This is a genomic window from Staphylococcus condimenti, assembly GCF_001618885.1.
Taxonomy (GTDB): Bacteria; Bacillota; Bacilli; order Staphylococcales; family Staphylococcaceae; genus Staphylococcus; species Staphylococcus condimenti.
Window position 1 is genome coordinate 2,491,947 of the sequence record NZ_CP015114.1, and the last position, 25,050, is coordinate 2,516,996.

General features: G+C 33.4%; 25 protein-coding genes and 1 pseudogene. 22 read left to right on the forward strand and 4 right to left on the reverse strand.

Translation table 11 applies throughout. From position 1 onward, the window contains the following. The first annotated feature begins 17 nt into the window (after positions 1-17). The 6 genes from A4G25_RS11930 (at position 18) to A4G25_RS11955 (ending at position 4,723) form a co-directional block, all read left to right on the forward strand. The gene (locus A4G25_RS11930; RefSeq protein WP_047132315.1) at positions 18-248 is read left to right on the forward strand and encodes a hypothetical protein; all 231 of its coding nucleotides are present in this window, start codon (positions 18-20) and stop codon (positions 246-248) included. Between the two features lie 126 nt (positions 249-374). After that, positions 375-1,751: an EVE domain-containing protein gene (locus tag A4G25_RS11935; protein ID WP_047132316.1), complete on the forward strand. Its 1,377-nt coding sequence runs from the start codon at positions 375-377 to the stop codon at positions 1,749-1,751. A 136-nt stretch (positions 1,752-1,887) separates the two neighbouring features. Beyond that, a complete protein-coding gene (locus A4G25_RS11940; RefSeq protein WP_015900891.1) occupies positions 1,888-2,271 on the forward strand; it encodes a thiol-disulfide oxidoreductase DCC family protein in 384 nt (127 codons plus the stop codon). A 20-nt stretch (positions 2,272-2,291) separates the two neighbouring features. Further along, a complete protein-coding gene (gene rbsK / locus A4G25_RS11945) occupies positions 2,292-3,155 on the forward strand; it encodes a ribokinase (RefSeq protein WP_047132317.1) in 864 nt (287 codons plus the stop codon). 171 nt (positions 3,156-3,326) lie between these two features. After that, positions 3,327-3,773, forward strand: coding sequence for a Dps family protein (locus tag A4G25_RS11950; RefSeq protein ID WP_015900890.1), 447 nt, complete (start codon positions 3,327-3,329; stop codon positions 3,771-3,773). A gap of 257 nt (positions 3,774-4,030) precedes the next feature. Beyond that, positions 4,031-4,723 carry a M15 family metallopeptidase gene (locus A4G25_RS11955; protein WP_047132318.1) on the forward strand — a complete coding sequence of 231 codons (693 nt, stop codon included), beginning with the start codon at positions 4,031-4,033 and terminating at the stop codon, positions 4,721-4,723. A 49-nt stretch (positions 4,724-4,772) separates the two neighbouring features. On the opposite strand, the gene deoD is transcribed toward A4G25_RS11955, so the two are convergent. Beyond that, on the reverse strand, positions 4,773-5,480 hold the full coding sequence (gene deoD, locus A4G25_RS11960; RefSeq protein WP_047132319.1) for a purine-nucleoside phosphorylase: 708 nt from the start codon (positions 5,478-5,480) through the stop codon (positions 4,773-4,775). A gap of 223 nt (positions 5,481-5,703) precedes the next feature. Between deoD and deoC the strand changes: the two genes are divergently transcribed. The 3 genes from deoC (at position 5,704) to A4G25_RS11975 (ending at position 8,720) form a co-directional block, all read left to right on the forward strand. Then, positions 5,704-6,366 (forward strand): deoxyribose-phosphate aldolase, encoded by a 663-nt coding sequence (gene deoC / locus A4G25_RS11965; RefSeq protein ID WP_047132320.1) that lies wholly within the window; start codon positions 5,704-5,706, stop codon positions 6,364-6,366. Between the two features lie 153 nt (positions 6,367-6,519). After that, on the forward strand, positions 6,520-7,773 hold the full coding sequence (locus tag A4G25_RS11970; RefSeq protein WP_047132321.1) for an aminoacyltransferase: 1,254 nt from the start codon (positions 6,520-6,522) through the stop codon (positions 7,771-7,773). Between the two features lie 431 nt (positions 7,774-8,204). Then, positions 8,205-8,720, forward strand: a complete 516-nt coding sequence (locus tag A4G25_RS11975; protein WP_232011952.1) for a hypothetical protein — start codon at positions 8,205-8,207, stop codon at positions 8,718-8,720. A 113-nt stretch (positions 8,721-8,833) separates the two neighbouring features. On the opposite strand, the gene A4G25_RS11980 is transcribed toward A4G25_RS11975, so the two are convergent. Next, positions 8,834-9,298: an S-ribosylhomocysteine lyase gene (locus tag A4G25_RS11980; protein WP_015900883.1), complete on the reverse strand. Its 465-nt coding sequence runs from the start codon at positions 9,296-9,298 to the stop codon at positions 8,834-8,836. Positions 9,299-9,583: 285 nt separating this feature from the next. Between A4G25_RS11980 and A4G25_RS13285 the strand changes: the two are divergent. The 3 genes and pseudogenes from A4G25_RS13285 to A4G25_RS11990 all read left to right on the forward strand — a co-directional run. Further along, positions 9,584-10,741: pseudogene (locus A4G25_RS13285) on the forward strand (M20 family metallopeptidase); the annotation flags it as partial. Between the two features lie 24 nt (positions 10,742-10,765). Continuing rightward, positions 10,766-11,968, forward strand: a complete 1,203-nt coding sequence (gene ldmS, locus A4G25_RS13290) for an L-aspartate--L-methionine ligase LdmS (protein ID WP_232011964.1) — start codon at positions 10,766-10,768, stop codon at positions 11,966-11,968. Positions 11,969-12,096: 128 nt separating this feature from the next. After that, entirely contained in the window at positions 12,097-12,762 is a 666-nt protein-coding gene (locus A4G25_RS11990) for a DUF2750 domain-containing protein (RefSeq protein WP_047132323.1), read from the forward strand. 41 nt (positions 12,763-12,803) lie between these two features. Here A4G25_RS11990 and coaW read toward each other — a convergent pair whose 3' ends face one another. Next, positions 12,804-13,610 carry a type II pantothenate kinase gene (gene coaW, locus A4G25_RS11995; RefSeq protein WP_047132324.1) on the reverse strand — a complete coding sequence of 269 codons (807 nt, stop codon included), beginning with the start codon at positions 13,608-13,610 and terminating at the stop codon, positions 12,804-12,806. 85 nt (positions 13,611-13,695) lie between these two features. Between coaW and A4G25_RS12000 the strand changes: the two genes are divergently transcribed. From A4G25_RS12000 to A4G25_RS12015, 4 genes are all read left to right on the forward strand, one after another. After that, positions 13,696-14,070: a VOC family protein gene (locus A4G25_RS12000; RefSeq protein ID WP_047132325.1), complete on the forward strand. Its 375-nt coding sequence runs from the start codon at positions 13,696-13,698 to the stop codon at positions 14,068-14,070. A 65-nt stretch (positions 14,071-14,135) separates the two neighbouring features. Next, a complete protein-coding gene (locus A4G25_RS12005) occupies positions 14,136-14,996 on the forward strand; it encodes a GNAT family N-acetyltransferase (protein ID WP_047132326.1) in 861 nt (286 codons plus the stop codon). 128 nt (positions 14,997-15,124) lie between these two features. Next, positions 15,125-15,679, forward strand: coding sequence for a DNA-directed RNA polymerase subunit delta (gene rpoE / locus A4G25_RS12010; protein ID WP_047132327.1), 555 nt, complete (start codon positions 15,125-15,127; stop codon positions 15,677-15,679). 242 nt (positions 15,680-15,921) lie between these two features. Beyond that, entirely contained in the window at positions 15,922-17,541 is a 1,620-nt protein-coding gene (locus A4G25_RS12015; protein WP_047132328.1) for a CTP synthase, read from the forward strand. Positions 17,542-17,590: 49 nt separating this feature from the next. On the opposite strand, the gene A4G25_RS12020 is transcribed toward A4G25_RS12015, so the two are convergent. Beyond that, a complete protein-coding gene (locus A4G25_RS12020; protein ID WP_047132329.1) occupies positions 17,591-18,124 on the reverse strand; it encodes a DUF2529 family protein in 534 nt (177 codons plus the stop codon). 302 nt (positions 18,125-18,426) lie between these two features. Between A4G25_RS12020 and fdaB the strand changes: the two genes are divergently transcribed. The 6 genes from fdaB (at position 18,427) to A4G25_RS12050 (ending at position 24,945) form a co-directional block, all read left to right on the forward strand. Next, the gene (gene fdaB / locus A4G25_RS12025; protein ID WP_015900874.1) at positions 18,427-19,284 is read left to right on the forward strand and encodes a class IIb fructose-bisphosphate aldolase FdaB; all 858 of its coding nucleotides are present in this window, start codon (positions 18,427-18,429) and stop codon (positions 19,282-19,284) included. 524 nt (positions 19,285-19,808) lie between these two features. Further along, complete coding sequence (locus A4G25_RS12030) at positions 19,809-21,068, forward strand: UDP-N-acetylglucosamine 1-carboxyvinyltransferase (RefSeq protein ID WP_047132330.1); 1,260 nt, start codon at positions 19,809-19,811, stop codon at positions 21,066-21,068. A 64-nt stretch (positions 21,069-21,132) separates the two neighbouring features. Next, positions 21,133-21,468, forward strand: a complete 336-nt coding sequence (locus A4G25_RS12035) for a winged helix-turn-helix transcriptional regulator (RefSeq protein WP_047132331.1) — start codon at positions 21,133-21,135, stop codon at positions 21,466-21,468. A 121-nt stretch (positions 21,469-21,589) separates the two neighbouring features. Then, positions 21,590-23,017, forward strand: a complete 1,428-nt coding sequence (locus tag A4G25_RS12040; protein ID WP_047132332.1) for an aldehyde dehydrogenase family protein — start codon at positions 21,590-21,592, stop codon at positions 23,015-23,017. 216 nt (positions 23,018-23,233) lie between these two features. Beyond that, positions 23,234-24,550: a transcription termination factor Rho gene (gene rho / locus A4G25_RS12045; RefSeq protein WP_015900870.1), complete on the forward strand. Its 1,317-nt coding sequence runs from the start codon at positions 23,234-23,236 to the stop codon at positions 24,548-24,550. A gap of 131 nt (positions 24,551-24,681) precedes the next feature. Beyond that, positions 24,682-24,945: a type B 50S ribosomal protein L31 gene (locus A4G25_RS12050; RefSeq protein ID WP_047132333.1), complete on the forward strand. Its 264-nt coding sequence runs from the start codon at positions 24,682-24,684 to the stop codon at positions 24,943-24,945. The last annotated feature ends 105 nt before the right edge of the window (positions 24,946-25,050 follow it).

Sequence of the window (25,050 nt, forward strand, 5' to 3'; positions counted from 1 at the left end):
GAAAAGAGGTGTGATGAATGCGTAAATTTCTATATTTAGCATTAATATGCGGGATATTATCAGGCGCTGGTATCTTTTTGAATTTTCCTAAATACCCTAATCTTGTCATTCCCGCAGCATTTTCTATACTTGGTATGATTTGTGCACTTATTACAGTTGCTGATAAGAAAACAAGTGGCATGTTGACGCTTGGAGGGGTACTCATTAATTTAATGCCTTTGTTGACCATATTTATGATGCCAAAATAATAATAGCTTGTCATGCTTTTTAGCATTTGATATAAATATCTAGAATAGTAGTTTGCAATATGAAGAAGGATTATCAGCCTGTACAAAAAATATTGCACTTAAAGAATTTTTTAAAGGAGTATCGATATGACTGAAGAAACAAATTATTTCTGGCTGAATTGCGGTTACAATCGCTGGAATCACAATGAACCGCTTGTAGGACAAACTACTTTATTTGAATCTGGTGCTCAATTCAACCCTACTCAAGGTTTTCGTGCATTTAAAAAGGCAAAAGCAGGCGATAAAGTCATTTTTTATCAAGTCCAAACAGATGCAGGGCTTTTAGGAAGCGGAGAAATTATCAGTGTCCAAACTGGTGCACAACATAAGATACGTGTTCAATTCCGTTTAACTGAAGCGTTAAAGCCGTTAACAGCAGACTATTTAAAACGTAGTGAAGCTTTAGAATTCCGAATCAATAATATGAAAGAAACATTATTTAATCAAATTTCACCAGAAGAATTTGATTTGATTGAAAGATTAGGCAAAGGTGCTGCACAAATTCCACGTTATTTCTTTTTAGCTGAAAATAAAGAATTTGAACCAGGTGAAACATATACGCTTTTTACACATACTTATAACGGTATAAAGCGAAATGGATATCATTATTATACGCAATTAGAAATCGGGGATAAAATTGTATTTTATAGTCGAGAACAAGATCATTCGGTGGTGGGTTTAGGAGAAGTGACACAACATCTTCGCGAATTGCCTCCTATTCCTGGCCGTACTAATAGTACTGCCATTGAAGTAAAATATAATGAAGATATTAATCCGGTCAGCTTATCAACTTTAAATAAGCATCCGCGTTTAAAAAACTTGTATTATCTTCAAGAAAATGCAAAACAAGCAATTGCTAGTATGTCACAAGCACAATTTGATGCTATATTAGAAATGAGCGAAAATAATGGCATGAAGTCGCAATTTGAAGCGGTTGGAAAAAATAATGTAATCGATAAAAACGATGATGATATAAAACCGTTTATACTATTAGTAATCAATGATAAAAACCGAGCAGAAGGTTTAAAAGCTGCTGAAAATTTATTGCAAAAAACGAATGCTAATCCAGTGATCACAAGTGGACATCCTGATTTCACTGAAGATATGCTTTATGGTAAATACTTGCCGAATGAAGCAGGTGCATTGTATTTCAGAGAAGGATTTATTACTGAATTAATGCCGAAAACAGATCGCAGTTACTTAGTAATTGATAATTTTAATCGTATTGATCCAGACATTTTCCAAACGTATATCAATGTTTTAGAAGGTTATGAAATGACATTACCTCGTTATAACCGTGATGGTACTATGATTAAATGGTCACGAAAAAAAGATTCATTTTATCACTTTAATCCGAATTGGCATATTATTGGCGTGACGTATGATTCTCTTGAAGAAATTAAAGAAAAATACTCTGAGCAATTTTTGAAATATGCACGTATCGTTAAAGTAAATCACGACTAGATAAAAGATTGACAACTGTGTCTTTTTAATGAAGACATAAGGTGTCAATCTTTTTTGTTTGTGTTGAAAAATTGCTCTGGAGGGTATGCATTATTTATACTAAATATAAGAGAAAAATAAAGGAGAGATTCGATTTATGCCAATTATTTATTATGATGCTAACTGTGTTTATTGTTATAACTATGCAATATGGTTGATTAGACATGGGTTATCTCCAAGCTATCAATTTGCAACATTAAAAGGGCCAGCAGGACAAGAATTAGAGCGTAAACATCCAGGTATTTTAGATATGAATACTGTTGTATTGCAAGAAGGTGAACATTTATATTTCAAATCTACAGCGATTGCAAAACTGTTAATGTCACTAACTCAAGATAAATGGATGGGTATCTTGCTCACATTAGTACCAAAACCTATTCGTAATTTTGGTTACGATTTATTCGCAAACAATCGTGATAAAATGTGGCATGCAGAATGGCAAAAGCCTAATGCTTATGAACAATCTTTCTTCATAGATTAAACAGAGACGAGGAAATCAACATGAAAAAAATAATTGTAATAGGAAGCGCTTCAATAGATTTAGTTGTACAAACAAATAAAATTCCAGATACAGGTGAAACAGTTTTAGGTGAAGCCTTTTTCACAACCCCAGGTGGAAAGGGTGCTAACCAAGCTGTTGCTGCTGCTCGTTTATATGATGAAGTTTATATGATTGGGGCTGTTGGCGATGATGTATATGGTCGTGAAATTCTGGATAATTTAATTAAAAATGGTGTAGATGTGTCACACATGGATGTGATTCAAAATGAAGTGAGCGGAACAGCGCATATTACATTGTTTGAAGAGGATAATCGTATTATTGTAGTACCTAGTGCCAATCAACACGTACTTCCTGAAACAGTTTTACCAAAGCTAGAAGAATTTACAAGTGGAGATATTATTTTGCTGCAACAAGAAATACCAGCCAAAACAGTAGAAGCAGTAATTAATTTTGCTTCAGAAAATGGTCTTAAAGTAATGTTGAATCCAGCACCATACAGAAAAATCAATGTCGATCTTGTAGATAAAGTTGATTGGTTGACGCCTAACGAAACAGAAAGTGCATTATTGTTTGAAGGAAAGATTGATAAAGGGTTAATAAGTTATCCGAATAAGTTGATTGTGACACAAGGCGCAAAAGGTGCAACTTATTATGACAATAAACTTATATTAGTTCCCGGAATTGAAAGAAAAGTAGTTGATACAACTGGCGCAGGAGATACTTTCAATGGTGCACTTGCAGTCGGATTAATTGAGAATAGAAACTTTAAAGATGCCATATTATTTGCTAATAAGGCAGCAAGTTTCTCTGTAACAGGTTTAGGCGCTCAAGGTGCAATGCCATACCGATCACAAATTGAATAAACTTATCAAAAGAGGGTATTTAAAAACCGTGGGGATATTAATAAGCAGTAAGTTCTTAATTAGAATTATTTTAATCTAAGCGCTAAATTCTCTTTACAGATTATAATTATTATCATATAATAGTTATTACAAAGAGAAAAACGACAACAACTTAAAGGAGCGATTATTTTTATGGCAAACAAACAAGATGTAGTAGATGTGTTAAATGAACAAGTAGCAAACTGGACAGTGTTATACACAAAAATTCATAATTTCCATTGGTTCGTTAAAGGACCTCATTTCTTCTCATTACATGTTAAATTTGAAGAATTATACAATGAAGCAAGTGAAACAATTGATGAATTAGCTGAACGTATTTTGGCTATTGGCGGTGCACCAATTGCTACTATGAAAAAAAGTTTAGATGTTGCTATTGTTGATGAAGCTGAATCAGAAGGTTCTGCTGAAGATATGGTAAACGCAATTTCTAAAGACTTCAGTAATATTTCTGACCAATTAGAAAAAGCAATTGAAGTAGCTGGAGATGCTGAAGATGATGTATCTCAAGATATGTTAATCGCATTGCAAACATCTGTAGATAAACATAACTGGATGTTCCAATCTTTCTTAGGTAAATAATCGTTCAAAAACGGTTGAAATATGGGCATATATCAAACCCTCACTTTTAAAATTTAAGTGAGGGTTTTTAATTTTGATAATATTTAAAGTTTTGTAAAGTATAGTTGACGAAAATAAGAAGTTTTGTATAATAAATTGCAGAAAGTATTTTGGAATAAATTGAAAAAATGTATATGAGAAGACGATTATTTTTTATAAAACAGTTATACATATAAATCATGACATTGATTAATAAACAAAGAATGGGGTTAAGCAAAATGAAGCAATACTTTGGTGGGATTTTAGCTGCTACAATGTTATTAAGTGGATGCGCTCAAAATGATGATGATGGCCAACAAAAAAATAAAAAAGAAGATGTCAAAACTGCTCAACATAATCAACAAAAAAATACTAAACATCAAGTGACACATAAAAATGGTGTTACAAAAGTTGATGGTATAATTTTTGTTAATAAATCAGTATCGATTTCAAAAGATTATAATAAAGGAGAAGATCCAGTTGCTAAAGCTCAATTAAATAAAATGATTGATGATGGCAGAAAAGCAGGTTTAAATATTATTTACAGAAGTGGTTTCAGATCTTACGCTGAACAGACCCAACTTTATAATGGGTATGTTCAACGTGACGGTAAAAAAGCAGCTGACAAATATAGTGCAGCACCTGGAACTTCTGAACATCAAACTGGATTGGCTTTTGATGTCGGTACGAATCCTAGTAACTCAGATTTCAAAACTTCATTCGGAAAAACGGCTGAAGGAAAATGGTTAGCTAAAAATGCATATAAATATGGATTCATTTTAAGATATCCAAAAGGCAAAGAAAATATAACAGGTTATCAATATGAACCGTGGCATTTCAGATATGTAGGCAAAAAAGATGCAAAAGCTATTCATGACAAGAATACTACGTTAGAAGAATATTTGAATTATGGATATAGTAAAAGTAAATAATTAAAAAACAGTGCGAACCGAAAAAAGTTCGCACTGTTTTTTATCGTTATTAAGCAATTTCTAATGCAATTTCCATCATTTGAGTAAAAGAGTTTTGGCGTTCTTCTGCAGTTGTTGCTTCATCACGTAAAATGTGATCACTTACAGTGAAAATACCTAAAGCTTTTTTACCAGCATAAGTTGCATTTAAGTATAGACCAGCAGATTCCATTTCAATACCTAAAATTCCCATTCGATGCCATTGATCATTAAAGGTAGGATCAGCATTATAGAAGGTATCAGATGAAAGCACATTACCAACATGTGTAGTTGCACCTAATTCATCAGCAGCTTTTTTAGCTTTTACCATTAAGTCGAAATCTCCAAGAGGAGCAAAGTGACCAGGAATATTGTATTGATCTACATAACTAGAGTTTGTAGAAGCACCTTGAGCAATAATAATATCGTATAAATTAACATCTTCTTGTAATGCACCACAAGAACCTACTCTGATAATTGTATCTACATCAAAAGTGTTGTAAAGTTCATAAGAATAGATTCCGATACTTGGAATCCCCATTCCGGAACCCATTACAGAAACTTCTTTACCTTTGTATGTTCCAGTGTATCCGAACATGTTTCGTACTTCGTTAAACTGTACAACATCTTCTAAATAGTTATCAGCAATATATTTTGCACGTAGCGGATCTCCTGGCATTAAAACAGTTTTAGCAATTTTAGCACCATTTGGTTGAATATGTGGTGTACCTTTTGTCATAAATAATCTGCTCCTTCATTAAAAAGAATATTTAATTTAAAGATAACATGAGAGGGCCTAATTTGCGAGAATAATAGTGTTTGCACATATATATGAGTTCAATTTGTGAAAGTTCATTTTTAGGAGAATGTCTTATATTTTAGTTAACTAAAATATTTGGTAAAATGAAAGACAAGAGGATAAAATAAATTAAGATAAATAGAAAAATTGGAGGAAATAATCCATGGATTTCGCAAAATATATTGATCATACATTATTAAAACCAGATGCTACATTAAATCAAATCGATAAATTAATTGATGAAGCAAAAGAGTATCATTTTAAATCTGTATGCATTAACCCAACATATGTTAAACATGCAGCTGAAGCTTTAAAGGATTCTGATGTATTGGTGTGCACAGTAATTGGGTTCCCATTAGGTGCGAATACTTCTGCTACTAAAGCCTTTGAAGTTGAAGATGCCATAAAAAATGGTGCAGACGAATTAGATATGGTTATTAATATCGGTGCTTTAAAAGATGGACGTTATGATGAAGTGAAAGAAGATATTGAAGCTGTTGTAGAAGCTTCAGGAGACCATACAGTCAAAGTTATTATTGAAACAGTATTATTAACAGACGAAGAAAAAAGAAAAGCTTCAGAAATTAGTAAAGAGGCAGGCGCTGATTTTGTAAAAACTTCTACTGGTTTTGCAGGTGGTGGTGCTACTGTTGAAGATGTTAAGCTGATGAAAGAAGTAGTTGGCGATGATTTAGAAGTAAAAGCTTCGGGCGGCGTACGTAATTTAGAAGATTTTAAAGCAATGATAGAAGCAGGCGCAACACGTGTAGGCGCTAGTGCAGGTGTCCAAATTATTCAAGGATTAGAATCTGATTCAGACTATTAATAGAATTTATTACAAAGCATACTTTTTTTCGGAAAAGGTATGCTTTTTTAGACTTCACATATAATCACGTAAATATTTGTAATTACTATATTGTGTACTCTATAAAGTAGTGGTAACCTAAAAACGATGTTAAATCACCAAAGGAGTAACAACATGTATTTTACAACATTAACAACAGAAGAGTTTGAACAGTTTACAAAAGAGAATTTTTCACATTATACGCAATCTTCAAGACATCATCAATATAGAAATATAAATCAAAAAGATAGTCATTTAGTTGGGGTAAAGGACAGTAGTGACAATGTTATTGCAGCTTGTCTTTTAACTGAAGCAAGATGTTTAAGGTTTTTTAAATATTTTTATACACACAGAGGCCCTGTGATGGATTATAACAATATAAGTTTAGTAAAATATTTTTTTGCTTCGCTTACAAAATATTTGAAGAAGCAAAAATGCGTTTATGTATTGGTAGACCCGTATTTGCTTGAAAGTATCAGAGAGACAGATGGAGAAATAATCGAGCAGTATGATAATCAATTATTAATAAAGGAATTAGCTAAATTAGGATATATTCATCAAGGGTATTCAGTAGGATACTCACAAATGAGCCAAATCAGATGGTTATCTGTATTGGATTTAAAAGACAAAACAGAGACACAAATTTTAAATGAAATGGACTATCAAACACGTAGAAATATTAAAAAAACATACGAAATGGGTGTACAAGTCAGAACCTTATCTATAGATGAAACCCCTGTATTTTTTGAATTGTTCAGAATGGCAGAAGAAAAACACGGGTTTAAATTCCGAGAATTAGATTATTTTAAACAAATGCAAAAAACATATGGAAATCATGCTTTCTTAAAATTGGCTTTCGTTGATTTACACAACTACTTAAATAAATTAAATGAGAAACAGACTGAGTTAGTGTTAGAGTTGAATAAAATTAATAGTAAGCTAATGGAAAACCCTAATTCTAAAAAGACAAAAAGCAAATTAAATCAACTCAAACAACAAGCTGAAAGTAATAACCGGAAAATAAATGAAACAAAAGATTTAATTAGTACAAAAGGTAATACTTTAAATTTAGCAGCTGCTTTATATTTGTATAATGAACATGAAGTCTATTATTTATCAAGTGGATCTAACCCAGAATATAATCAATTTATGGGTGCTTATAGACTTCAATGGGAAATGATTAAATTTGCTAAAAAGAATAAGATAGATCGTTATAATTTTTATGGAATTACTGGAGATTTCTCTGAAAACGCAGAAGACTATGGGGTACAAAGATTTAAAGAAGGTTTCAATGCGCATGTCGAGGAATACATAGGAGACTTTGTAAAACCTGTTCATCCGTTAATTTATAAATTGTATCGATTCACTGAAAAAGTACGTAATAAATAGATATGTATTGAAATGAGACAAAAGTAGACTTTTTTGTCTCATTTCTTTTAAAAATTTAAAATTAAAAAGAAACTGATTTTTTAAATTTATCTCAATTTTATTTTGGAAAACACTTTAACTTATACTGAGTTATGCTAAAATAAGCAAGAAGAACATTGTTTTGCTATTGAATAGCGGAATGATTTCTTACATTAATAAAAATGATAAATGAAATGATGTACATTTCGCTTCATTTAGTATTACGAGATACATATGTTAGCTCAAATATAAAGAAAATTGCTGCTTATATGGGTTAACGAGCTTCAACAAAAAAGAAAACCTTTGAGGTATCGTCAAAACTGTTAAATGAAGACAGTTAATTTAAACCATAAAAATGATATGTGATGCTAATAAGTGCATTGTTAGAGTTTATTATTTGGATGGAGGTTTTTATGAATTTGTTGAAGCAATACTTTAATACGCCTAAAATGCCGCTAGTTTTCTACTATACGCCGTATGTCGCTGTCCATGTGGTTATGGTATTTAATTTGTTAGCTGATAATGCAGGCTTTTTAAGATGGTTTTGGACAATTTTTACTTTCTTATTAGGTAGTTATACTTATGCGTGGTTAAGTGATTATATGCTATATACTAGTCAAAATAATTTTGTACGGTATATATTTGCAAAAAGTGTCATTTTCAGAAGCGATTTTGGTACTATTGTAAAAAATGCACATGCAACGAATAAACAAAATAGAGCATTTAAAATAGAAGGTAATAAAATTAGAGAAGATAATATGTTGTATGTTAAAAGAACTTTCGTTTCTATAGTAGGAAACGTTATAGGTAAGTTCATACTAGCATTTCTACTATATCCGATATTTATTATTTCGATTTTCACACACCCAATCATAATTAAAAAATATAAAGAAGTTGCGTTGCAAGAAGAACAAAGTGGAATGCAGTAATAATAGATTTAGTAAAAGGCCATTGTTACAGATGCCTCTGAATATAAAAAAGACTCAGGTAATGAAATATTTTCACTACCTGAGTCTTCATTTATTAAACATAAAATTAAGCATTATTCACTGAAAATTTTGTCCCATTGATCTCTTTTATCTAAGAAATCTTGAGCAATTTCTTTCGCACCTTCTAGTGAGTGACTTGCTGCCCAACCACATTGAACTTCGTTGCATGCTGGTACTTCATCTGCTGCTAGAACATCTTTTAAAGTTGCTTCAATAATATTTAAAACATCTTCATAATCATCATGATTGATTAAAGAAACATAAAATCCTGTTTGGCAACCCATAGGGCTCAAATCAACCACTTTATCAGTGTGGTTTCTAATATTTTCAGCCATTAAGTGTTCTAATGAATGCAATCCTGGCATTTTCATGTGTTCTTTATTAGGCTGTTTGAAACGAATATCATATTTTTTGATTACATCACCGTTTGCGCCTTCTACTGTTCCAGCTAAACGTACGAATGGTGCAACAACTTTAGTGTGGTCTAAATTGAAACTTTCAACGTTCATTTTTGGCATAACATAAATCCTCCTCTAGTTCTTTAAGTTAATTGTAACAAGCAAAAGGCGCTTTTACAATTTGTATGACTCAATTTCACAGTTTAAGTTGATAAGTTTACTCGGAATAAATTTATTAAATTTTCGAAAAAGTAATGACAAAGGCCAGAAAAAGCATTAAAATGTTTATTAATCGATTTTACAGATAAAGATATAATCATGAGGTTGAAAGCTAAAAACGAGAGTTCCCATAAACTTTCGATACTCAACAGATTTATAACTTTTGAATAAAGGGAGCCATGTGAAATGTCAGTTGAAAGAGAAGTTGAACAGTTTATTAAAAATAAAGAGTCAGAATTTATAGATATTAGTCATAGAATTCATGAACGTCCAGAACTAGGAAACCAAGAAGTATTTGCTTCTGGGTTATTAATGCAAGAACTTACGAAATATGGATTTGAAATTGAACAAGATATTGCAGGACATCCAACTGGTTTTATTGCTGAATACAATAGTCACAAACCAGGTCCCACAATTGGCTTCCTTGCTGAATATGATGCCTTACCAGGACTTGGACATGCTTGTGGTCATAATGTTATTGGTACTACAAGTGTGTTAGCAGGTATTGCTTTAAAAGAAGTCATTGATGAGGTAGGGGGCAAAGTAGTTGTCCTCGGTTGTCCAGCTGAAGAAGGCGGCGAAAATGGGAGTGCCAAAGCTAGTTATGTAAAAGCAGCCGTTATTGATCAATTGGATGTTGCTTTAATGTTGCATCCAGGCAATGAGACATATAAAACAATTAATACATTAGCAGTAGATGTGTTGGATATAAAATTTTACGGACGCAGTGCACATGCATCAGAAAATGCTAATGAGGCAATTAATGCATTAGATGCAATGGTTAGTTTCTTTAATGGTATTGCACAACTCAGACAGCAAATTAAAAAAGGTGAACGTGTGCACGGGGTTATTTTAGATGGCGGCCAGGCAGCTAATATTATCCCTGATTTTACTCACGCACGTTTTTATACTAGATCACGAACACGCAAAGATTTAGACTTTTTAACAAAGCGCGTGGGTCAAATTGCACAAGGTGCAGCAGTTCAAACAGGCTGTGATTATGAATGTAAACCTATTCAAAATGGTGTGAATGAATTTATTTTGACGCCAACATTAGATGAATTATTTGCTTACTATGCTAAAAAGTATGGAGAAGAAGTCAGTGAGGATGATTTTGGGTATGGTTCAACAGATACAGGTAATGTCAGTCATGTTGTACCGACATTGCATGCGCATATTAAAATTGGACCAAGTAACTTAGTTGGACACACTTATAAATTTAAAGAAGCTGCAGCAAGTGAGCACGGGGACAGTGCATTAATCAAAGGAGCAACAATTTTAACTCGCATGGCGCTTGATTTGATTTCTAATAATGAATTATTGAGAGAAATTAAAGAGCAGCATGTCCGTAAAGTGAAGAAAGCTTCTTTGAAAGAGTTCCGTAAACATTCTGAACAACCAAAAGTAACATTAAGTGATTTATATGAGGACGATATTGTCTATACATCCCGACCTTCATATGTTTCAAACCCTTGGTTAGAACCAGATGAACATCAATCTAACTTCTTAACTGGACGTGAATTGCTCATTGCAAATAAGATGCCAGTCATTGTTCATGAAGCAAGTGTTACGAATAAGCTTAAACAACTTTTTGATGAAGTAGGCAAAGAAGTGCCGAATAATGTTTATAAGTTCCATAACCAAGCGAGTTATGAACATTTATTGCAATCGTTAACAAAAGAAGATCAAAAGAAGATTTATTTCCAATATGTGCATAGTGAAGATTTAGTGGCTAAAGAAGATTATGCATTAGATAAAGATGTATTTGTGGCTTTGAATAACAAAGCTCGTATTCCTGAGTGGACAGCCGGTAAATATCTGCCTAAGCGCCAAATAGTAGAAATTGAAGAATTTGAAGCAGCAGTTCGTGATTGGGACTTCCCGCTTGTGTTGAAACCGGGGGATGATTTACCAACAGCTGGCGGATATGGTGTGATGATTTGTTATAATCAAGAAGATCTAGACAAAGCTATCAAAAGAATTAATAATGCAGTCGAAGAGACAGATACAATTATTATCGAACAAAAAATTGAGGCAATTGCCAACTACTGTGTACAGTTTGCTTATTCTGAACAGTTAGGTTTGAAATATTTAGGTACCACTGAACAGTTAACGAATAAATATGGCTTCTATAATGGTAATCAAAGCGTTCCGGTAGATGAGGTGCCGCAAGCGGTGATTGAAGCAGGACGAGAAATCATGGAAATCGGTGTTGAAAAAGGTTTCTATGGTGTAGGCGGTTTTGATTTACTGTTTGATAAATATGGAGATGTGTATGCAATTGATTTGAATTTCCGACAAAACGGTTCAACAAGTATGTTGTTGTTAGATGACGAATTATCTGGAGCAAACCATAAATTCTATAGTTATTTTGCAAATGGCGACAACACTAAATTTTTCCGTACTATTATGAAATATGTACGACAAGGTAAAATTTATCCGTTGTCATATTATGATGGAGATTGGTATGGTAAAAATAAAGTGAACTCACGTTTTGCTTGTATCTGGCACGGTAGCAGTCGTGAAGAAGTTGAACAAAATGAACGTGCTTTCTTAAAAGAATTAGAATAGTGAAAATATAAACCAGCAGATAAGTCTGTTGGTTTATATATTATGGTTTCAACGATGTTCCATTGACTGATATGCGATATTATCATATATTTGGGATGATAAACATCAATAGAGAAAGTGGGTTTGTTATGGAATATAAATATGAAGCATTTTTTAAGGATTTACTTGTCAATGAAACTTACTATATTGCTGTAAAGAATAAGAAGATGGTAAGAAAAGAAGTAGATGGCAAAAATTATCCTTGCTTTTGGACTGAAAAAAGCCTAGCAGAAGAGTTTTTCAAAGATAATCATCAAAGCTACGATAAAATTATTTCACGAGACATCGATCGATTTGTAACAAGTGAAATGGATGATTTATTTGATAAAGGTGATGAAGTACTTGTTAATGTTACTGATAAAGTTCAAGGTCATTTTATCGATATTTATGATTTTACTAAGCAATTAATGACTGAACTTGATCGTATTCGTACAGTTGAGTTTTCACGTATTACAGCAAGTACTGATGAAGTATTTGGTTTAACTGACAAAGGCAGCAAACATTTTATTATTATCAGTGAAAATGGAGAAAGCAAACCTAATATTATGCCAGTATGGAGCAACTATAAATCCGCTGAAAAAGTACGCGATGAAGACTTTGAAGAATGTGAAGTTCGCGAAGTAGAAGGAGAAGTTTTCAGCGACTGGCTAGAAAAATTAAGAGACAATGACGAAGGGGTAGGTATTAATCTTAAACCTGGTGTTGTTGGAACGATTGTCTCAGCACAAACTTTAAAAAATGAACTTTCATATTAAAAAACAAATCCGCAACCTTAATAAAGGCTGCGGGTTTTTTCTTATTCATCACCGAGGTAAACACTGCCAAGTGCGCCGGAAAAGGCACCATATTCGATATAGAAAGGTTTGAATCCACGTAAAACAGTATAGTCTTCTACGACCTTGCGGAGAAGCGGATTATTATTAAATGAAGAACCGATATATACTACGTTTTCAGTATCGAATTCACGTGCAAGCGTAATTGCCATTGTTGTTACAACTTCACCGACAACGCCCATTACAGAAGCTAGTTTATCAGCAGAAGATAGATCCTTATCCAAGTTATGCAAAACGTGCCCGAAGTTAGAAGCTGTTAAATCTCCAGAGATAGGTGGTTCGCTGTTTTTATAAATATGTTTAACTTTCAAGTCTATAAATTCTCTATCACCTTGTTGTGCTGTATCAGTAAGTTCAGTATAGTCTGAAAGACCAGATAATAAGTAACCTAACCCTTGTATCATGCCGCCGCCAGCACCAATACCGCCAACACGTTTTTGTGATTTGCCATCTGAAAAGTGAAGAGAAGTACCAGTTCCGACATTTGCAAAAATATAATTGTCTAAGAAATGGCCTTGTTCTTCTAATAGAACTTCTAGACCTTTAGAAGAAGCATCAAATTCTACAAATTCTTGGGAAGGAAAGTTCAGTTGGCTTTGTATTAATTTAGCTTTACCGCCTGTTAAAGTTACATTAGTACACGTTTGATTGTTCAACCAATCTACCACTTTATCTAAATTGAAAGAAAGTTCAGTTCGGAATGTACGTTCATCATTGCTGATTTCTACAATTTTAATTAAAGTTCCGCCAGCATCAATACCAATTTTCATAGATTTCACCTCATAAATATGTATATCTCATAATCATTAATAGTATAATCAAATAGAAAAGAAAAAACAAAGTTAAGGGGGATAAATGATGCAATTAAGTCCGTATATCATTGTAAATGATGTTAAAAAAGCAGCCGACTTTTACAATTCAGTATTTGGCGGGGAGATAATCATACTAAATCAGCAAAAAAATAAAATTTTGCATGCCGAAGTTCAAATTGATGAAAGTACTGTTTTGCATTTGTCGAGCAATTATGGAAAGCCGTTCAGTAATGAGAATGTAAATTTGATTCTTACTTTTGATGATTTAGAAAAAGAGCAACGTGTATATAATGATTTAAGTAAAAATGGAGATCCGCATATGCCGCTTGCTGAAACATTCTTTAATTCAATGCATGGTCAAGTTAGAGACCAATATGGTATTAACTGGTTGATGAACTGTTTTTTAAATAAAAAATAGGGTACTTTCAACACAAGTAGGTCACCGAATGTGAAGGATAATAGAAATGACTAGGGGTTAAATAAATGAAACACAGCAAAAAATATGACGATATTACAATCAAACCATATGAACAAAAGTATTATCACAATGTTTTAGAATTTGAACTATCAGAACGCCAACAAATATACTCATCACTTCCCATTCAAGTGTTGGAAGATGCTATAGAAGATGAGAATCGTATTGCGAATATCGCAATTAATAAAGATAAAGAAGTGATTGGTTTTTTCGTTTTGCATCAATATTATCAGCATGAGGGATACGATACACCTGAAAATGTAGTGTATATCCGTTCGTTATCAATTAATGAGAAGTTCCAAGGAAATGGTTATGGCACTAAAATAATGATGAATCTTCCAGATTATGTACAATCTCTGTATAGTGATTTTAATCATTTGTATTTAGTGGTAGATGCAGAAAATCAGGCGGCTTGGAATGTGTATGAACGCGCAGGTTTCATGCATGCTGCTACAAAAGAAGAAGGCCCAATTGGAAAAGAACGCCTTTATTACTTAGATTTAGACTCAAAGTATGTATCATCTTTGAAATTGATTGCGCCAGAAGAACAACCGGATAGGGAAATAGATACTGTGAATCTAATTCTTGATGGAGAAAAAGTTGGTTTTATTGCTTTACAAGCAACAAACAGTCGAATGCATATCCGTGGAATAGAAGTATACGAACAATTTCGCAATCAAGGTATTGCTGAAAGTGCACTTCGACAACTTGCAACTTATGTACGAAAAAATTATCCTTCGATTAATGCATTAGATATTATTTTATTTGGGGAACATAATGAGTTAAAACCATTATGTATGAATAGTAATTTTGTAGAAACCCTCCAAACCGAAGACTATGTGAAATATGAAAAATATATTGTCTATTAAGAGAAAGTAATGCAATGCCATTGCGAAAAGCGATATTGTCATTTATAATTTAATTTTGTTAACATGGATATCAAGAAATTTTATGAATAGACTGATAAAGAAAGCCTTTGAAAGGAAGTTATTAAATAATGAAAATTCAAGACTACACTAAAGAAATGGTAGACGAAAAATCATTTATCGATATGGCTCATACGTTATTAGAAGAAAAAGGCACTACAATGAACTTGTATGATATTATTGATGAATTTAAAGCGTTAGGTCATTATGAAGACAATGAACATTTAGAAAACCGTATTGTTCAATTCTATACTGACTTAAATACTGATGGCCGCTTCCTTAATGTTGGAGAAAACAACTGGGGATTACGTGATTGGTACTCAGTAGATGACATTGAAGAAAAAATTGCACCAACAATCCAAAAATTCGATATCTTAGATGAAGATGACGAAGAAGATAAAAATCTAAAACTTCTTGGTGAAGAAGAAGAAGAAATTGATGATCAAGAAACAGCAGAAGCAGATGCTGAAGATGATGATGAAGATTTAGATGATCCTCAAGACGAAGAAGAAATTAACGGTTCTGATATCGTTATTGAAGAGGATAAAGACGAATTAGACGAAGCAGAAGAGTTGTTCGAAGAAGAAGAAGACTTCAACGATGATGCGGATGACGATAAAATTTAATTGACTTTTTCTGTAAAAATGATAGAATTTTATTCGGGCTCCTTTAATTAGGACAACGTGTATAAACTATACGCTCCCCCTTTACATGTGATGTGAGAGGGAGCGTTTTTTTATTTTATTAAACAGGTGAATCAGCATTTAAGACAGAAATATCGTATTAAGGTATTGTCTTAAGTTAAAAAGAAGCATAGACAAGTATAAAAGTAAATTAATTTGTGATTAATAGTAGGAGGATATAAAACATGACTAAGTTCATTTTTGTAACTGGTGGGGTTGTTTCCTCATTAGGTAAAGGGATTACTGCAGCATCTTTAGGTAGATTATTAAAAGACAGAGGACTTTCTGTCACTATTCAAAAATTCGACCCGTATTTGAACGTGGATCCAGGTACAATGAGTCCTTATCAACACGGTGAGGTTTTTGTAACAGACGATGGCGCGGAAACAGATTTAGACTTAGGCCACTATGAGCGTTTTATCGATATTAACTTAAATAAATATTCAAACGTAACAGCAGGTAAAGTTTATTCTCATGTTTTGAAAAAAGAACGACGCGGTGATTACTTAGGCGGTACGGTTCAAGTAATTCCGCATATTACAAACGAAATCAAAGAACGTTTATTATTAGCAGGGGAAAGTACTAAAGCAGATGTTGTTATTACTGAAATCGGCGGTACAACTGGGGATATCGAATCGCTGCCATTTATTGAAGCAATCCGTCAAATCCGTAGTGACTTAGGTCGAGAAAATGTAATGTATATCCATTGTACGTTATTACCATTCATTAAAGCTGCAGGCGAAATGAAAACAAAACCTACACAACACAGTGTTAAAGAATTACGCGGCTTAGGTATTCAACCTGATTTAATCGTAGTTAGAACAGAGTATGAAATGACACAAGATTTAAAAGATAAAATTGCTTTATTCTGTGATATCCCAGAACAAAATGTAATTGAATGCCGTGATGCAGAATCTCTATATGAAATTCCATTACAATTAAGCAAACAACATATGGATGACTTAGTTATTAAACGATTAGATTTAAATGCTAAATATGAAACGCAGTTAGATGAATGGAAACATTTATTGGATGTTGTAAATCACCTTGACGGTAAAATTACAATTGGTCTAGTTGGTAAATACGTGAGCTTGCAAGATGCTTACTTATCAGTAGTTGAAGCATTGAAACATGCAGGTTATCCGCTTCACAAAGACATCAATGTTAAATGGATTGATTCAAGTGAAGTAACTGATGAAAATGCAGCTGAGTACTTAAAAGATGTTGATGGTATTTTAGTACCAGGCGGATTTGGTTTCCGTGCAAGCGAAGGTAAAATTTCCGCGATTCGATATGCACGTGAAAACAATGTGCCATACTTCGGTATTTGTTTAGGTATGCAGTTAGCAACAGTAGAATTTGCACGTAATGTACTTGGCTTAGAAGGGGCACATTCAGCAGAACTTGATCCAGAAACACCTTATCCAGTGATTGACTTGCTTCCTGAACAAAAAGACATTGAAGATTTAGGCGGTACTTTACGATTAGGATTATATCCAAGTGAAGTTAAAGAAGGTACTTTAGCATATGATATTTACGGTAAAAAAGAAATCGAAGAAAGACACCGTCACCGTTATGAATTTAATAATGATTACCGTGAACAAATGGAAGAAAATGGCTTGGTATTCTCAGGTGTCAGCCCAGACGGCCGTCGAATTGAAATGGTAGAATTGCCGAAAAATGATTTCTTCTTTGCGTGTCAATTCCACCCAGAATTCTTATCACGTCCAAATCGTCCGCAACCTATTTTCAAAGCATTTATCGAAGCGGCGAATAAATATAAAGAAGCAAAAGAAAATAAATAATCATGCATATAAAAACGCATCTCCTTTTCAAATCGGGAGATGCGTTTATTTATGCTTCAGGATCTAAATCTAAATCACGAATCATTTCGACCATTTGAGTGTAAATCTCATAATAAATATAATTCAATGCCATTGGATGGGGTTGAACAACTTTATCATAATCTTCTGTATAAACAATTGGCCGAGGTGTATTCAAGTTAATATAATGCAATAAATGATCTGGAATTTCGACTTCTTTGTTTTTATTACAAATCAGAACGAAATCAGCATCTAAATCAATTAAAGTTTGCGTATCATTTTGTACTTCTTCTGTATAAAAAGGTGCAAACAGCAATACGCGATCTGTAGTATCTAATTCGTTGAAATGGTCTAAGTCAGCTAACAAACGACTTGATTCCAATTTTTCATGACTTTGTGTTATATAGCTTTCGAAAAATTTTAAGTCATCATATCCTTTAACATAGACATTTCCTTCACCGCCGATTGCTTGAATCAAACATTGAGCAGCCATTTGAATGTCTAAAGATTGGTTGTTGATACGATTAAAAATACCTGTCAGCTGGGTTTGTAGTATATTTGCCATGATTTCCTCCACTATTTAATCTCTCCATATATTTTAAAGTAGAAAATAATGTAATTCAATCTTCTGAATGATGTATTACGAGGTATAAAATTCGGGTAGTGTATTACAACACATTGCTTTAATAAGAGTAATGGTTAGAAAATGAAAACGATATAAAAACTGAATACGTTTTCATTTGAAAATTCACACAAATTTATCAATTAAAACCGCTTACATTGTTTTTTACAATGCATTTAAGGGGTTATTTTGATATACTTAAAGTGTAAAAATCACGTGCGCGACGCACTCAAGGAGGAACTTTCATGCCTTTAGTTTCAATGAAAGAAATGTTAATCGATGCGAAAGAAAAAGGTTATGCTGTTGGTCAATATAACCTGAACAACCTAGAATTCACTCAAGCAATTCTAGAAGCTTCACAAGAACAAAATGCACCAGTTATCTTAGGTGTATCAGAAGGTGCAGCTCGTTATATGAGCGGTTTCTACACTGTAGTAAAAATGGTTGAAGGATTATTACACGACCTTAAAATTACAGTACCAGTTGCAATTCACTTAGATCACGGTTCAAGCTTCGAAAAATGTAAAGAAGCAATTGATGCTGGTTTCACATCAGTAATGATTGATGCTTCTCACAGCCCATTTGAAGAAAACATCGAAACTACTAAAAAAGTAGTTGAATATGCTCATGAACGCGGTGTTTCTGTAGAAGCTGAATTAGGTACTGTAGGTGGACAAGAAGATGACGTTGTAGCTGACGGTGTTATCTATGCAGATCCTAAAGAGTGTCAAGAATTGGTTGAAAAAACTGGAATCGATACATTAGCTCCAGCATTAGGTTCTGTTCACGGTCCTTACAAAGGTGAACCAAACTTAGGCTTCAAAGAAATGGAAGAAATCGGAGAATCAACTGGCTTACCATTAGTATTACACGGTGGTACTGGTATCCCAACTAAAGATATCCAAAAATCTATTTCTTTAGGAACAGCTAAAATCAATGTTAATACTGAAAACCAAATTGCTTCTGCTAAAGCAGTTCGTGAAGTATTAAACAACGATAAAGAAGTTTACGATCCTCGTAAATATTTAGGACCAGCTCGTGAAGCTATCAAAGCTACTGTAACTGGCAAAATTAAAGAGTTTGGTACTTCTAACCGCGCTTAATCAACTTAGGCATTTCAATCAAGAGAGCATCTTTAGAAGGTGCTCTTTTTTCGTGCGTCGCGATAAGGAAATTAATAAGGTTAAAGTACTGTTATAAAAATTTAAATTGCAATTAGAGTAATTTCGCAACCAAATTACAATTATTTTCTAGTGAAATAATTTTACAGTTCTAATGTGCTTTATGCTATAATGTCTAAAGTGATTTAAGCAATAAACTACGATAATTTATATGTATGTTCAAACCTAAATATCATAAGGTACATAACTTATATTGAAGAAAACTTTTAATATAAATTATATGAGATAGTTTCATCGAGGAAACTAATATTTTTTCGAAGTGATAATACTATAACTCATATTTTTATATTATAATCAAATAGAGCGATTACAAATAGAAACTATCGGATTAATAAATTGGAAGATGACCATAAGATAAGTCATTGAAGGTGGGGCAAGTGTTTATCGTTTTGATAACTGCTTGTAAAGTGAAGGATTAAAGATTGAATGAAAAAGGAGAACAAAGGATGGCTCAAGAAGTAATAAAAATCAGAGGCGGGCAGCCATTAAATGGAAAAATTAAAATCAACGGTGCTAAAAATAGTGCGGTTGCAATTATTCCTGCAGCATTATTAGCAGAAGATGTTGTGACATTGGAAGGTCTGCCGCAAATCTCAGATGTTGAAACATTGGTAAGTTTATTAGGAGATTTAAATATTAAAACTGAATTGGATCATACAAATTTAAAAGTAGATCCTACTGAAATTCAGAATGCTTCCTTACCGAATCATAAAGTAGAGTCATTGAGAGCATCGTATTATATGATGGGTGCAATGCTTGGACGTTTCAAGAAATGTGTTATCGGTTTGCCAGGCGGTTGTCCATTAGGACCGCGACCTATCGATCAACATATTAAAGGTTTCAAAGCACTTGGTGCTAAAATCGATGAATCCAGTCCAACTTCTATGAAAATTGAAGCGGACGAACTAAAAGGTGCAAATATCTTTCTTGATATGGTAAGTGTCGGTGCAACAATTAATATCATGCTTGCTGCAGTAAGAGCAGAAGGTCAAACTGTAATTGAAAATGCTGCGAAAGAACCTGAAGTTGTAGATGTGGCTACGTTCTTAACAGGAATGGGTGCAAAAATTAAAGGTGCCGGTACAAGCACAATTAAAATTACTGGTGTACAGCATTTACATGGTGTTTCACATCAAATCATCCCAGATCGTATTGAAGCGGGTACTTATATGTGTATGGCTGCAGCTTGCGGTACGGAAGTTGAATTAGAAAATATTATCCCTAAACATATCGAACCTTTAACTGTGAAGCTTCGTGAATTAGGTGCAGATGTTGAAATCAACGATGATAGCGCAGTGATAAGAAGTAAAAAACCTTATGAAAGCGTAAATATCAAAACATTAGTTTATCCTGGATTTGCGACAGACTTGCAACAACCTATTACACCATTATTGTTCTTAGCAGATGGGCCTTCATTTGTGACAGATACAATTTACCCAGAGCGTTTTAAACACATCGATGAACTTCAAAAAATGGGCGGTAATATCCATGTTGATCGAGGTACAGCTACAATTAAACCTTCTCAATTGCATGGTGCTTCTGTTTATGCAAGCGACTTGCGCGCAGGTGCTTGTTTGATGGTTGCAGGTTTGATTGCTGAAGGCGAAACTACAATTTATAATGTGAACCACATTTATAGAGGCTATACAAATATTGTAGAAAATTTAAAATCACTTGGGGCAGACATTTGGAGTGAAAAACTCTAAAAAATGTGATATACTTTGTATACTAAAACGAAACATGATTGTTTATCATGGAGAGGTGATTTAAATGGAAGTATGTCCTTATTTAGAAGAAACATTTAAAATCATCGGTAGAAGTTGGAATGGATTAATTATTAACTATCTCTCAAGATGTCCCGAAAATTCAGCACATTTCAGTGACATGAAAAAAGATTTAAAACCTATTACGCCTCGTGCGTTAAGTTTGAAATTAACTGAATTGATGGATTGGAATTTAGTTGAAAAAAATATAATTTCAAAAGCACCACTCTCAATTGTTTATCAGCTTACTGATAAAGGTGAGGCTTTGGCTAAAGCTTTAATACCGATGGAAGAATGGGCTCAAAAATATGTAGAACTTGAAAACAATCAAGTGGAAGTATAAATCAAAAACAGTATGTTCATAATATGAATGTACTGTTTTTGTTTTGAGCAGATTCGTTTAAAATTCATAAATTCCGGTTAGAATATAAATATAAGTCGTATTTCCTAAGGAGTGACTATAATTGAGAATTCAAACTAAACAATATATCAATGGCGAATGGGTAGATAGTACAAGCGGTGAAACACTTGATGTTATTAACCCTGCCAATGAAGAAGTATTAGGCCAAATTGCAAAAGGCAATAAAGAAGATGTAGATAAAGCAGTAGATGCTGCAAACGATGTTTACCTTGAATTCCGTCACAGTAGTGCAGAATTTAGAAGAGATTTATTAGATAAAATTGTACAAGAGTATAAAAATAGAAAAGATGACATTATAGAGGCTATTACTGATGAATTAGGTTCACCTCTTGAAATTTCTAAAAATGTTCATTATGAAATGGGACTTGCTCACTTTACTGAAGCAAGAGATGCATTAGATAAATTTGAATTTGAAGAAAAACGCGGTGATGATTTAGTTGTGAAAGAAGCAATTGGTGTAGCAGGATTAATCACACCTTGGAACTTCCCAACTAATCAAACATCATTAAAATTAGCAGCTGCATTCGCAGCAGGTTCTCCAGTTGTATTGAAACCTTCTGAAATGACACCGTTTGCTGCAATTATTTTAGCAGAAATCTTCGACAAAGTTGGCGTACCGAAAGGTGTCTTCAACTTAGTAAATGGTGATGGCGAAGGTGTCGGCAACCCACTAAGTGAAAATCCGAAAGTACGTATGATGTCATTTACTGGTTCTGGTCCAACTGGTTCTAAAATTATGAAAAAAGCTGCAGACGACTTCAAGAAAGTATCATTAGAATTAGGCGGTAAATCACCATATATTATTCTTGATGATTCAGATATTGAAGGCGCAGCTGAAGCTGCAGTAGGCAAAGTTTATAATAATACTGGTCAAGTTTGTACTGCAGGTACACGTACAATCGTTCCAGAATCAATGAAAGATGACTTCATTAAAGCTGCTAAAGAAAAAATGAGCCAAGTTAAAGTCGGAGACCCTAGAGAAAAAGGTGTTCAAATGGGTCCAATCATCAGTAAAAAACAATTCGATCAAGTTGAAGATTATATCCAAAAAGGTATCGATGAAGGCGCTGAGCTTGTATTAGGCGGTGTCGGCAAACCTGAAGGATTAGAAAAAGGTTATTTCGCTAAACCAACTATCTTCGCAAATGTGACTAATGATATGACAATTGCTCAAGAAGAAATCTTTGGTCCTGTAATGTCAATTATCACTTACAAAGATTTAAACGAAGCAATTAAAATCGCAAATGAAACTAAATATGGTCTTGCTGGATATGTTTACGGTAAAGACTTGAATACTTTAAGAAAAGTAGCACGTGAAATTGAAGCAGGAACAATTGAAATCAATGAAGCTGGTCGCAAACCAGACTTACCATTCGGCGGTTACAAACAATCAGGAATTGGTCGCGAATGGGGCGACTACGGAATTGAAGAATTCCTAGAAATCAAATCAATTGCAGGATATTATGAATAATTAATATATCAATTTAATAGATGATTTAAGTTCTAAACCGGGGATTATTTCCCCGGTTTTTAATATTTTAAGTAAAATTCAACCGATTTATCAGTTAATATTATTTTTTGAACAGATTGATTTTGTAATTAAAATCAAAATTTGCTATAGTAAGTCTAGTATAATTACTTGCTCACGAGTAATTAATCCGAATCTATAATGAAATGAGTGTCAATCATGACTGAAAGAGTGCGTACATCTCCTCAATATGAGTCTTTTCATGAGTTGTACAAAAATAATACAACGAAAGTTTTAACTGAAAAGGCTAAAGCGTTGAAATTAACAAATTATAGTAAATTAAATAAAAAAGAATTAGTTCTGGCCATCATGGAAGCGCAAATGGAAAAAGACGGCAATTATTATATGGAAGGTATCTTAGATGATATTCAGCCAGATGGTTACGGTTTTTTAAGAACAGTCAACTATTCCAAAGGTGAAAAAGATATCTATATTTCAGCCAGCCAAATTCGACGCTTTGAAATTAAACTTGGTGACAAAGTTACTGGTAAAGTCAGAAAGCCTAAGGACAACGAAAAGTACTACGGTTTGCTTCAAGTTGATTTCGTCAACGACCATAATGCTGAGGAAGTAAAGAAAAGACCCCACTTCCAAGCTCTCACTCCACTTTATCCCGAAGAAAGAATCAAATTAGAAACAGAGCCCACTAATTATTCAACAAGAATTATGGATTTAGTTGCACCCATCGGTTTAGGTCAACGTGGATTGATTGTAGCACCTCCAAAAGCAGGTAAAACATCATTATTAAAAGAAATTGCGAATGCTATTACAACAAATAAACCGGATGCCAAATTATTTATCCTCTTAGTAGGAGAACGTCCTGAAGAGGTTACAGATATTGAACGCTCAAGCGAAGATGCTGAAGTAGTACACTCAACATTTGATGAACCGCCGCAACATCATGTTAAAGTTGCCGAATTATTATTAGAACGTGCGAAACGTTTGGTTGAAATTGGTGAAGATGTCATTATTTTAATGGATTCTATTACACGTTTAGCACGTGCTTATAACTTGGTCATTCCACCAAGCGGCCGTACATTATCAGGCGGTTTAGATCCTGCATCGTTATACAAACCTAAAAACTTTTTTGGTGCAGCTAGAAATATTGAAGCTGGCGGAAGTTTGACGATACTTGCTACAGCTTTAGTAGATACAGGTTCTAGAATGGACGATGTTATTTATGAAGAGTTTAAAGGTACAGGCAACATGGAATTACACCTTGACCGAAAACTCTCAGAGCGTCGTATTTTCCCTGCAATTGATATCGCTAGAAGTTCTACACGTAAAGAAGAATTATTAGTAGATAAAAAAGAATTAGATAGTCTATGGCAATTACGTAATATGTTCCGCGATACCACTGATTTTACAGAGCGCTTTATTCGCAAATTGAAAAAATCAAAAACGAACAAGGAATTTTTCGAACAATTACAAGATGCAGCTATAGAAAGTAAGAAAACAGGTAAACCGATTATCTAATAATTTCTTTTAGAAGAATCTTAGAATGGGTTGCAATTTATACTTCTACCAATTATAATTACTAAGTATTGGGTAAAAACTCACAAATAACTCTGTTCCAGATGGTTCAGGGCAAAGGAGCTGAAATAATAATGAGACAAGGAATTCATCCTGAATACCACAAAGTTATTTTCTTAGATACAACAACTAACTTTAAATTTTTAAGTGGTTCAACTAAAACATCATCAGAAACTATGGAATGGGAAGATGGCAACGAATATCCAGTAATTCGTTTAGACATCTCTTCAGATTCACATCCATTCTACACTGGTCGTCAAAAATTCGCTGCTGCGGATGGCCGTGTTGAACGTTTCAACAAAAAATTTGGTCTTAAATCATCAAATAATAACGAATAATTTAGAATTTCGAAACTCCCGCTTTGTCGGGAGTTTTTTTATTTCATCTTATTTAAGTTGAAATTAGGTACGCTATCAAAATTAAAAATATGATATAATGAGATG